General features: G+C 37.0%; 7 protein-coding genes. 3 read left to right on the forward strand and 4 right to left on the reverse strand.

The window, feature by feature from the left end; all coding sequences use genetic code 11:
- Window positions 1-1,045, reverse strand: a 1,045-nt coding sequence (locus tag AC22ZQ_RS08020; RefSeq protein ID WP_318958262.1) for a tetratricopeptide repeat protein, incomplete at its 3' end; no start/stop codon positions are given.
- Between the two features lie 119 nt (window positions 1,046-1,164).
- Window positions 1,165-2,520 carry a UDP-N-acetylmuramate--L-alanine ligase gene (locus AC22ZQ_RS08025; RefSeq protein WP_318958263.1) on the reverse strand — a complete coding sequence of 452 codons (1,356 nt, stop codon included), beginning with the start codon at window positions 2,518-2,520 and terminating at the stop codon, window positions 1,165-1,167.
- Between the two features lie 337 nt (window positions 2,521-2,857).
- Here AC22ZQ_RS08025 and AC22ZQ_RS08030 point away from each other — a divergent pair, with 337 nt between their 5' ends.
- The gene (locus AC22ZQ_RS08030; RefSeq protein WP_318958264.1) at window positions 2,858-3,205 is read left to right on the forward strand and encodes a hypothetical protein; all 348 of its coding nucleotides are present in this window, start codon (window positions 2,858-2,860) and stop codon (window positions 3,203-3,205) included.
- Between the two features lie 117 nt (window positions 3,206-3,322).
- On the opposite strand, the gene AC22ZQ_RS08035 is transcribed toward AC22ZQ_RS08030, so the two are convergent.
- Window positions 3,323-6,517 carry a T9SS type A sorting domain-containing protein gene (locus tag AC22ZQ_RS08035; protein ID WP_318958265.1) on the reverse strand — a complete coding sequence of 1,065 codons (3,195 nt, stop codon included), beginning with the start codon at window positions 6,515-6,517 and terminating at the stop codon, window positions 3,323-3,325.
- Between the two features lie 327 nt (window positions 6,518-6,844).
- On the opposite strand from AC22ZQ_RS08035, the gene AC22ZQ_RS08040 reads away from it, so the two are divergent.
- The gene (locus AC22ZQ_RS08040) at window positions 6,845-8,005 is read left to right on the forward strand and encodes an MFS transporter (protein WP_318958266.1); all 1,161 of its coding nucleotides are present in this window, start codon (window positions 6,845-6,847) and stop codon (window positions 8,003-8,005) included.
- 690 nt (window positions 8,006-8,695) lie between these two features.
- Complete coding sequence (locus AC22ZQ_RS08045; protein ID WP_318958267.1) at window positions 8,696-10,624, forward strand: T9SS type A sorting domain-containing protein; 1,929 nt, start codon at window positions 8,696-8,698, stop codon at window positions 10,622-10,624.
- A 149-nt stretch (window positions 10,625-10,773) separates the two neighbouring features.
- On the opposite strand, the gene AC22ZQ_RS08050 is transcribed toward AC22ZQ_RS08045, so the two are convergent.
- Window positions 10,774-11,409: GTP-binding protein (locus tag AC22ZQ_RS08050; protein ID WP_318958268.1), on the reverse strand; the 636-nt coding region annotated here is incomplete at its 5' end.

Consider the following 11,409-nt stretch of genomic DNA (forward strand, 5'->3'; position numbering starts at 1 on the left):
AATGCAAGGCCTGCCCGTAATCACGCATATCCTTGAGTAAATCGCTTTTTAAATTGTAAATCTTTAGCAGTTCTTCTATATGCTTGTCTTTCCTAGAGCGCTGCATATTAAAATACATGAAGGCCGAATCTAAATATAGGTTTGCACGATTCAAATCTCCCTTCTTATGGTATATACGTGCATGCAAGATGGAGGAACGTGTTGCATTTAGCCAATTTTCTATTTCCTTTGCGCTACGCAATGCATCATTGGCAAACTCAAGTGCTTTCTGGTACTTTCCGAGGTTAATCAAACAATAAGCTAAATTATTTTGAACTACTGTTAACATGATTCTACCTTTTGTACTCGACGAGTATAGGTAAAACAATTTTGATTTTTCGAAAAATTCTTGGGCAAGTTTATAGTCTCCTTTTTCTAAATAGGTAAAACCTATATTGTTGTGAGAAAAGGCTACACCTTCGGGGTTGTTATGCGTCAATTCAAATTCAAGGTATTTTTGAAAATAGACTAAGGCGGTGTCGTAATCCCCTATTCTGAGGTATAGTTTACCAATTTGGTTATTGATATTGGCTGCTTTGCTAAACTTCTTCTGTTTTTCTAAATAGAGTTTCTGTGCTTTTCTATGTTCTATGGTCTCAGCAAAAGCTCCCATTTCCTTTAATGCTAAGGACAACCTAAGATGCACCCAAACCAATAGCTCGTAATCGTTTTTTAGCTGCTCTACAATACCCAAAGCCTCATAAGCAAAAGCCAAAGAGGCGTTAATATCATTCTCCTTAAACGTCTCTGTAGAAAGTAAAATCAGAAAACGGGCTTGATGTAAACTATCCTTGGCTGCAATAGACTCTTCCAATGCAAAATATAGATCATTTTTAACCCCTTCCTTGTTTTTTAAAAATTGAAAAATTTCGTCTAATACAAATTCTTTATCTTCTGTGTGCGACAAAGATTGCTTAAAAGTCTCCATATCCTCCTCTTGAGCAAAAAGGGTACATACAAAGCCTGTAAGAAACATGATAAAAGTTGAAATTCTAATCACGTACATGTAGTAGTATTTTGGAATGTAAGTTTGATTGCCAAAACTAAAAAGAAAAACACGAACCACAACCTAGCCGAGCATCATGTCCTACCGAAAGAAATTCCTCCAATAAATAACTTCACTTATTAGCCCACTAGATCATTAGCAAGTTTCAAATAATCCACGCCATCAAAGTTTCCTGAACTCATCATCAACAATGCAGCGTTCTTCATGTCCTCCATTTGAAGGGCATTGATTACAGCTTCGCTTGAGGTAAATACCTCTACATCGCCTCCGAAAGCATTCAAAACATCTTCTTTACTTATCGGTTCTAGTTTTTTATGGGCAACCACATCGTGGTTAAAATACACAATGGCTTTATCTGCAGCCGTCATCGCTCCCTTGTACTGAGGCAAAAACTCCTTCTTTAGCGAAGAAAACGTGTGTAATTCCATGCAGGCGATAACCTTTCTTTCTGCAAACTGCTCTTTTACCGCTTTCGTTGTCGCTTTTAATTTAGATGGTGAATGCGCAAAATCTTTAAACATTACAAAATTTTGATTTTCATAAACCTTCTCCAAACGTTTTCCTGCTCCTGTAAAATCGGACATTGCAGTTAAAAAAGCACTATTACTGATTCCCATTTCTTGTGCCAAATACATGGCACCCATTAGGTTTTGCAAGTTATGTGCCCCGAAAATTTGTAAGGGATAATCTTTCCCTTCAAAGTGTAAAATGCTCCCTCCTGCTACGGAAGTATAGCTTGGCGTAGCATAAGCTTGCGCTCTATAATTCAAACTTTTAGCCTCCCCTATTTTACGTACTTCTTCATCTTCTGAATTATACACCAACACACCATTTGGCATTATCTTTTGGGTAAAAATCTCAAATTGCTCTACGTAATTATCGAAGGTTGGAAACACATTAATATGATCCCAAGCAATTCCAGAAATCATTGCAACATGGGGTGCATAAAGGTGAAACTTAGGTCGTCTATCCAAGGGTGAACTTAGGTACTCATCTCCTTCTAAAACGATAGTATCTGCTTGGTCACTCAACTTCACCATACAATCATAGCCTTCAAGTTGCGCACCCACCATATAATCTACGTTTTTACCTAAGGATTTTACGGCATGTAACAACATAGAAGTCGTTGTCGTTTTTCCATGTGAACCACCAATAACCACTCTTTTTTTATCCTTACTCTTTTCGTAAATGTACTCTGGATAAGAAAAAATGGGCAAATTCATCTCCTTTGCTTTCAATAACTCTGGATTGTCAGCACGGGCATGCATTCCAACAATCACAGCATCTAATTGATCATGAATATTAGCTGTATCCCAACCTATTTTTACAGGTAAAATTCCTTCTTTATCCAACCTCGATTTTGAGGGTTCAAAGATTTCATCATCAGATCCAGTTACTTTATCTCCTTTACGCGAAAGCGCGATGGCTAAATTGTGCATAGCACTTCCTCCTATGGCTATAAAATGTACATTCATGTTCAAATTTTTTATGAAGATAGAAGAAATTAAAAATGCTTTTCACCTTTACAAAAGAAGTACTTCATAATTCACTGTTAAAAAGTGTTGTCTTTTTTTTACTTGGCCAATTTCCGTGACCACGGAACCGGGTCTTCCGTTCCTAGTGAAATTTCTGTTTGCCAAGTACCCTTATAGCTCTATAGTGCTTCCCTCTGCACAGCATCGGGCCAAGCTAAAGTCGCACTATACAACCTAAGCTTACTAAGCAAACAACGATTCCACTACCACTACTCCCCCTATTGGAATTATTTTATCTCACTGAAAATCATTACATTCAGTAAATAATTTTGAAAACATGAAAAAACGATCACTCATCTTATTCCTTGCCGTTGCTTTTGGTATTAGCGCTTATCAATCGAACAACTCCTTTACTCCTTCACCTGGTATTTACGGAGGAAATGGATATACGGCACCTCAAATTACCTTACAAAAAGACGGTACATTTTTATACAAGGATTTAACAAATCCCAAAAAAGAAATTGAAACCAAGGGTAATTACGAAGTAAAAGAAAACAAATTGATTTTAAGTGCTTACACAAGCACAAATAAAATTCAAAATGAATGGAAAATTGTGAACAAAGGACAATGCTTGAAAGCCAAAAAAAACTTCGCTTTCTATACACTTTGCACAGCGTGTAACTAATTTGGCTACAACGAATTGCTAAAAAGCTGACCGAGGTAACTTGGTCAGCTTTTTTTATACAAAAAAGGGAGGAAACCTTTCAGCTCCCTCCCCTTGGTTAACTATATAAACACAGGATTATTGAACCACAACTCTAAATGTTTTTGTAGAAGTTGCGTTATAAACCTTAACGAAATACATACCTGTTTCCACTCCTGAAAGGTTCACTTTCGCTACACTGTTTTGTGCAATTGAATTCGCCCCATTTACCACTGTTTGTCCATTTACGTTGTAAACAGTAAACTCAAGTGTACCATTGCTTGCACTGTTTGCAATGTTCAATACACCTGTTGTTGGGTTCGGGTAAACTTCAACACCTTCAAATACTGTTTCATCCGTACTTAAGGCATCACAATTTCCATCTACCGTAATCAAAACTGTAGAAGTATCCTCTGGACAAACTCCATTACCTGTAATGTAATCGAAGTTAAACTGACCTGGAACAGTTCCAGCGTTATATCCATTACCCTGAATCATTACATTAGTAGGATCGTACCACGTACCTCCTAAATCAATATTTCCAGATAATCCATCGAACAAGCTAAACTCTTGGTTTTTACAAACCACCAAGTTTCCACTAATACCAGCCTGAGATGGTCCATAAATTTTCACTTGTTGAAGCACGCTGTCAGATGCACATCCATCAACTACCTCGTATTCAAAATTAAAGGTTTGGAAAGCCAAGGTTTGTGTTGGGAAGGTAGACCCTGCAAAGTTTAAGGTTGGTGTTTCCTCGTACCATGTTCCTCCAACTACATCATATCCATTTATTCCATCAAACAATTCAACTGTATCTCCAGAACAAACTTCAATTAAACCTAAAGTTGAACCAGCTTCTGGACTAATAGAACGTAAAGAAATTGAGAACATACCTGTATTTGAAGCAGATTCTGAATCGTGTACTAAGTAGTACGTTTGTCCGGCTGTTAAACCACAAATACTAAAGTAAGGTGCTCCTGATGAACCATCCAATGCATCATCATTAGCTGCTACCAAATTATAAGAAGAGAATCCATTACAGTTCGTTACTTCATATACTGCAATTTGTCCACTAAATCCTTGGTCTTTTCCTGAAATGAAAACGTTACCTGAAGTTGGTGCTGTAAAGGTATACCACGTCGTAGCATCAAATCCTCCAGCTCCCCAACCCGTAGTTGATTGGTAGTTTGTTACTGCTGGTTCTGCATTTCCTTCATTGGCTTGAACGGTTGCACCAATATTATTAAAGTAGTATACTTCTCCATCTACCGGAATTTCTTCTGCTAAACAAGAAGAATCATTGGTCAATGGCATCACTACAGTAATCGGTCCTACATAGTAAGAAGTATCTGTACCACACTCAGCTTGAATATACACATCGTAAACTCCAGATCCCATCAATGCTGCATCGGTAACTGTGTCCGTAAAGTTATTGTCTACAGACACTGTTGTACCTGTGTATAAATCGAATCCGTGAACTCCGTAGTGAACATTGAACCCTGTAGAAGGATAAGTTCCATTTCCTGAACTCTCCACCCAATTCCACATTAAGTCAATAGAATCTTCCATCGTACTTGATGTCATAGGAATTGGATTAGAACAGTTAGGCAAAGTAGAAACTTGACCTAATAATCCATTATCACTTTGAAGTGTACCAGAAATACAATCAGCAAAAATGTAAATGTCGTAAGTAGTAACATCATCTAAACCGAAGATGTTTGCAGAGTTTGTTGTACTGGTTAATGTTCCTAATCCTCCTGTTGCAGGATCGAACCCTTCTGGTCCATATACAATAGTCCAATCACTCTCATTTGCCATACCTGCATTCCAAGAAATAGCAGCAGAAGAAGCTGTTACTCCTGTTACAGAGAACGACTGTGGCTGCGGACAATCTGTGTAGTATAAATTCACACAAGTATTATTCTGTAAATATGTAGCATCATCATAAGATACAACTACGGGGTTAGTGTTACCGTTAGCTCCTATTGATGCAGAAGCACCAAAATCATATTGTGCTTGAGAACCACCAAATTCAACATCTTCGTAAACAAAGAAAATCTCACCTGTAGCTTCTTCAATTTGGATTTGGAAAGTAACGTTTTGTCCTAGCACTCCACTAAAGTGTGGTCTATCCTCCCATTGTACAATAAAAGTTCTGTTTGGTGCAGCACCTACAGTTTCATAATATACAGAACCTGTTTCACTGTCTAAGTCATCCCAAAATGGGTAAACTCCAGTATTGGCAGAACCTATCGTACCTCCAGTTCCAACAAACCCTGATTGTGTTCCGAAGATAACTCCACCATTATTTCCTATCGTTAAATCATTTACCGTCTGCCCCTGGTAGAACAAAGTAAAAGGCAAAGCTAATCCCAACTCTCCATCATCGGCTAAGTTATTAGATGTTCCTGTTCCAGAAATATCCGTAAAACCTAAAGATGAACAAGCTGGCCTGTGATCCATGTATAGTCCTTGACCAAAAGTATTAATACTAGCAACGTTCGAATAACCACTTGTATCTCCAGCAGAACAGATATTTCTTACGTAAACATCATATTCTGTATCCGTTGATAAACCTGTAATTTCGAAGGGTAAAGTGGTAAAGATTCCCGTTGTACCTGCTCCTGTACCCGGAACAAACCCAACTGGTCCGTACTCATAATGGAAGTTTGTAGCGCCAGAATTCGAATCGAAATCTAATGTTGACGTTGTTGTTCCACTCATTACTGGTGTTAAGTTAGAAGGAGCTGGACAACTTACTTGTTCAATAATTGACCAATTCTCAATATACACATAGTAATCTCCATTCGCCCAGTTTGCCTCTAAACCGTAACGTACGTTTGAACCATTAGGTACTTCAACTGGTGTAGTAAAGGTTGAAACCGTAACACAGTTAGTTGAGGGTTGGTGGTTAGAAGCATCTATTATTGTGTCCGTAACCCATGTTTGACCACCGTCTATAGAGTGCTTTAATTCTAAAGTACCAAAGTTAGCTGCCGTTGCACCTCCTCCAGACCAGTTAATAATTTTGTAATCGAAAGAAATATCGATTTGTCCACCAGTTGCAGGTTCATCATTGGTAATGATATCTCCATAATTCTGGAAAGTGGAATAAAGGTTAACCCTAATGGCATCCGAGCTACATGTATTGGTTGTAGTAGCAAAAAAACCAGAAGAGCTATAATTCCCAGGTATTCCAGATGAAAAATCTTCATCTAAAAAAACCTGGGACATTGCTGTTCCTGCACCAAGACAAAGCGAAGTGGTAAGGAATAAGTGTGAAAGTTTTCTCATGTTTATTTTGATTTATTTTCGAATCCAAAAATACCCACGGGGCACACCACATCCTAGAAAAGCAAGGGATATCTGTGAAATTTTACCGGACAAATACGGGACAAATGTTAAATTTCAAACATTGTATTTAGAATAATTTCAACTCAGAAACAATTAAAACGGAGAGGTTAACTTTAACATTAACTTAAAAATAAATGAACACAACGATCTACGAATACTCTCTTTCTAAAATTTAAGTCCTGGTCTAAAAATTTTAATTTCTTAAACCAAAATGGACATTTACTTTCAAAAAGTCTTCCTAACTATGCACCCATTTTACATTCAAGCATGAAGGATACCTTTAAAATATATCTCTTAACTTTTATATGTTTTGTGGCTGGAACCTCAGAATTTGTAATCGTGGGTGTTCTGGATAAAATAGCAGAGGATATAGGTATATCTGTTTCCATGGCCGGTCAGCTTATAACTGTATTCGCTATCACCGCTGCATTAGGTACTCCAATAGCGATTTACCGTATGCGTAAAATGAATCAAAAAAGCGTATTGGTATTTGCTCTGTTAACCTTTACGCTTGGCTCCTTATTAATGACGGTAAGTAAAAACTTTAATATTTTGCTTATGGCTCGGGTTGTCATGGCAATAGGAATGGGTGTTTTTAACGTACTCTGTTTTATTGTTGCTTCTGAATTGGCTCCAGAACATAAAAAAGCAAGTGCCGTTGCAACTGTAACTGTGGGTTACAATGCTGCTTTAATCGTAGGTCTTCCCATAGGTAGAATTATAACCCAATATTACGGTTGGCAAAGTATATTTATAGGTACCAGTGTTCTTGCTCTCATCTTCATTGCAATATTAGCCAAGAGTCTACCTTCTTTCCCTGCTACACAAACACTTCCCTTAAAAGATCAGGTACGTGTATTTAAACGTCCGATAATTGTCCTGAGTTTGGCCATGTCATTTTTCTGGATTCTAGGTTATTCTTCGCTTTACTCCTACATCACTCCTTTCTTAAAAACGGTTTCTACCCTAGATGAGAGCATGTTTAGCATGGCTTTCTTAGCATTTGGTATCTCAACGTTGATTGGCAATAAGTCAGGAGGCTACTTTGGTGATCAATTTGGAACGCCTAATACGATAGTCGTAAGTATGTTTGCACATGTTATCGTACTTGCGCTACTTTCTTTGTGTATCGGTATTCATCCGTATTTAACCATAGGACTGTTAATGATATGGGCCATGGTTGCTTGGTTACCCGGTCCTCTGTTTCGTTACAGTATTATGAACATATCTCACGAGGCAAAAAGTGTCATATTAAGTATCTACAACTCTATCATTCAAATGGGATTTGCCGTAGGAGCTGCTTTGGGAGGATTAGAAATAGATACAATTGGTACCCACTATTTGTCTTGGACAGCAGTGGGACTTGTTGGCATATCCTTTTTATTAACCGTAAGATATAGGAAACTTAGAAAAAAGATGATGAATTAACCGCTGTTTTTTTCACCACTTGTTAAATCAACCACAAAAACCATTACTATTAATCAATCTATAGAAATACCTAACGGAATACGTTTTTTTCTAATAAAATAGTAATTCATTTATTTCTTGTCATCAACTAAAATCTTTTTGAAAGAACACACATTCAATATCCCTACCACAACAGTATCTCCCATCCAAAACAAGAAAACTCCAACTAAAAAAAACATTTAAGAAACCTTTAAAAAAGGGGCATTTAACCCTTTCTTTTTTTTTGATACGGGGGTGAAAAGGGCTATCTTTAAGACTATTATTTAGCACACTTTTCAAATCGTGATTATCTACCGCTACAGGCATTTTTTCACCAGGATAGTTGTGTCAAATTTAACTTACTTTTTTACAACATCTTTTGCCATGAAGTACTCATTATTTACTTGAATTAGTTGGTCATTGCAATACCTCTGTCAGAGAAAATCAAATTCTTTAGACCAAGCTCTAGTAATTTCTATACGAGAAATTACTTCATCTAATCTATTTGATAAACAATTGTTATAGGAGAACAAAAATTATAAAAGTTATTCGCTTGGATATGTACATTAATCAAAAACAAAAACAATTATGACCCTATCCCAAATCTTATTAATGGAGGTGATTTTACACGTCCCTCCGTAAGTATTTTGAACACTTTAAAACATAATAGTCATGAAACTTATTCGAATTTTTTTATTTGTATCCCTGATATTGGGAACAAATTCAATTGCGCAAGATTTATCTATAGACAACAGTTTTGGCCTACATGGTAACAATGCTATAGACATTAACCCTAACATAGAAACAACAGCAAATTCGCTCCTTCAACAGGATGGTAAACTTGTAGTTGTATGTAAATCCATCGATTCAACCTACCTCGTCCGTTTCAATGCCAACGGAGCACTTGATAACTCTTTTGCACAAAATGGTGTACTTAACTTAAATATTTCCCCTGTACTTGTTTTTGATCCACACTTGACAAAACCAAGTGTTTCAGTTGGACTTATACAGCAAAGGGATGGTAAACTTGTTGTAAGTGCTAGAAATAGAGTTATGCGTTTATTAGAAGACGGTAGTTTGGACCCACTTTTCGGTTCAAATGGTATAACAGTAATTCAAAACACTGATGGTTATGAATTCCCTTATTTCAATGCTATTGTCGAAAACAAACAGAATAAACTGCTTGTTATAGGTACACAATCTAAAAATTTCAATTTCATAAATTGGTGTGGAGCTGGGATTGTAGCTCCGAATACCCCCACCTTCCTTTTCGTTGCTCTATTAACACCAGATGGTAATCTCGACCCATCCTTTGGAGTTGAAGGAGTATCTCACCCCTATCCTGCTCCTCCGAGTAGTCTTATTGCAGATTATAAGGTACAAGCAGATGGAAAAGTTGTTTTACTCACCAATTATCCAAACAGTGAAGGAACCGACGATTTTGGATGGCAACAGCTATACAGATTCAACGGAGACGGAAGTATAGATAACTCCTTTCAATCATACGATCCCAATACAATAGACCATACGCAACAAGGATACTCTATAGACATAACCTTGGATGGAAAAATTATTTGTGCCGGTAGAACTACTTTAAATAGACACTATACTATTACAAGGTACAATGCAGATGGTAGTATGGATAACGCTATCAACACTTATTACATTTCAAAATCCTTATTAAAATCTCAAGATATTCCGAGTGCAATTTCTATTAAGAATTTAGCGACAAACGACTTTATAGTAACAGCAGTTGATAAAGAGTCTGATGTAGCTTTTGAACAGTATAGAGACACAGCGGTAATCATACATTTTGATGAGAACTTCAATCTTAAACATATGTGTGAAATTGGGACGTATAGAAGTGGAAAAGGTACACCTTCGAACTTACAAGTTCAAGATGATGGTAAAATTTTAATTTCTGGAATTCAGCGTCCTCTTCAACAAAAACAAGTATATGTTGCAAGATTCAATGCTTTTGAGCCCCAAGTTACCCAAGTTAATATATCGAGTTGTCATCCCATTTCAATAGGTAAACAAACTTTTAGTAAACCAGGAATTCACTACGTTACATTAACCAATCAAAAAGGATGTGATAGTCTGGTTGTTATCAACTTAGACATTAGTCCTATAGAAAGTGAAATAATGCAAAGTGGTAATTTGCTCACAGCTCTACCTGCAGGATATAGCTATCAGTGGATCGATTGTAATACATCAACTCCAATATTGGGTGCAAACTCACAATTCTTCAGACCAGACACACATGGATCTTATGCCGTAATTGTTTCTTCTGACAATTGTTCTCAACCTTCTAGATGTATTGCCCATTTCCCTATGGATGTTTATCTTGAATATGTGATTGAAACACCTCGTGTTTCTCCAAATCCTTCAAATGGTCAAATACAATTAGCAATAGACCCTGCATCCAAAACAGCAAAATTGGAAATTATCAATACCATTGGTCAGGTAGTCTATGAAGCTCAAGTTGAAAACCAACGAGAGATCCCATTAAATTTAAATATTCCAGGCGGTGTATACATGATAAACATTTACCACGATAACGGAACATTTGAAAGTCAAAAAATATACATCAACCAATGATGCGCACATTCTCAACTACGCATTAAACATAAGTGTACAATAGTTTTAGCAAATTACACAAAACCTAAAACAAACAGAAGGCTGTCCCGATATGAGGCAGCCTTTCTGTGTTGTGTATAAAAATTGGTTTGTTTAAATATGGAGAGGGGTTACTTCCCTATACAGAAATTTGCAAAAATGTTCCCTAGTAAATCATCGGTAGAAATCTCTCCGGTGATTTGTCCAAGGTGGTAAAGGGCTTGGCGGATGTCCATGGCTACAAAGTCGCCAGTGATACCTGTTTCCAATCCTTCTTTGGCTTTTTCTAAATCTGAAGAAGCTTTGATCAAATTGTCGTAATGACGAGCATTGGTAACGATGGTAGAATGTTCTTCGAAAGAATCACCAATGGAAATATCATAAATGGCTTTTTTCACCTTTTCCAAATCGTTTTCATCTTTACCATAGATGAAATGCAATTCTACCCCTTCCCTTTTTACTATATTTTGAAGAATGTGTTCACGCGTTGCGTCGTCTATTTTATCATTTTTAGTAGCTACCACCAACAAATGTTTGGCAGCGGGTAACAAGGCAATGTCTTTGTTTACTTCTTCAACGGGTGTGTTTAAAGCATCAAACAAATACACAACAGTGTTGGATGATTCTATTTTCTGATGCGTACGTTCTATTCCTATTCTTTCTATTTCATCAGAGGCCTCGCGAATTCCCGCCGTATCAATTAAGCGGAAACTAACACCTTCTATATTGATCATTTCCTCTATGGTATCTCTTGTAGTACCTGGAAT

Source organism: Lishizhenia sp., from assembly GCF_057456495.1.

Excerpts from the sequence above, each read along its gene's own strand:
- AC22ZQ_RS08030 (WP_318958264.1), top strand. The coding sequence starts at position 2,858 with ATGAAAAAACGATCACTCATCTTATTCCTTGCCGTTGCTTTTGGTATT.
- AC22ZQ_RS08035 (WP_318958265.1), bottom strand. The coding sequence starts at position 6,517 with ATGAGAAAACTTTCACACTTATTCCTTACCACTTCGCTTTGTCTTGGT.
- AC22ZQ_RS08045 (WP_318958267.1), top strand. The coding sequence starts at position 8,696 with ATGAAACTTATTCGAATTTTTTTATTTGTATCCCTGATATTGGGAACA.
- AC22ZQ_RS08040 (WP_318958266.1), top strand. The coding sequence starts at position 6,845 with ATGAAGGATACCTTTAAAATATATCTCTTAACTTTTATATGTTTTGTG.
- AC22ZQ_RS08025 (WP_318958263.1), bottom strand. The coding sequence starts at position 2,520 with ATGAATGTACATTTTATAGCCATAGGAGGAAGTGCTATGCACAATTTA.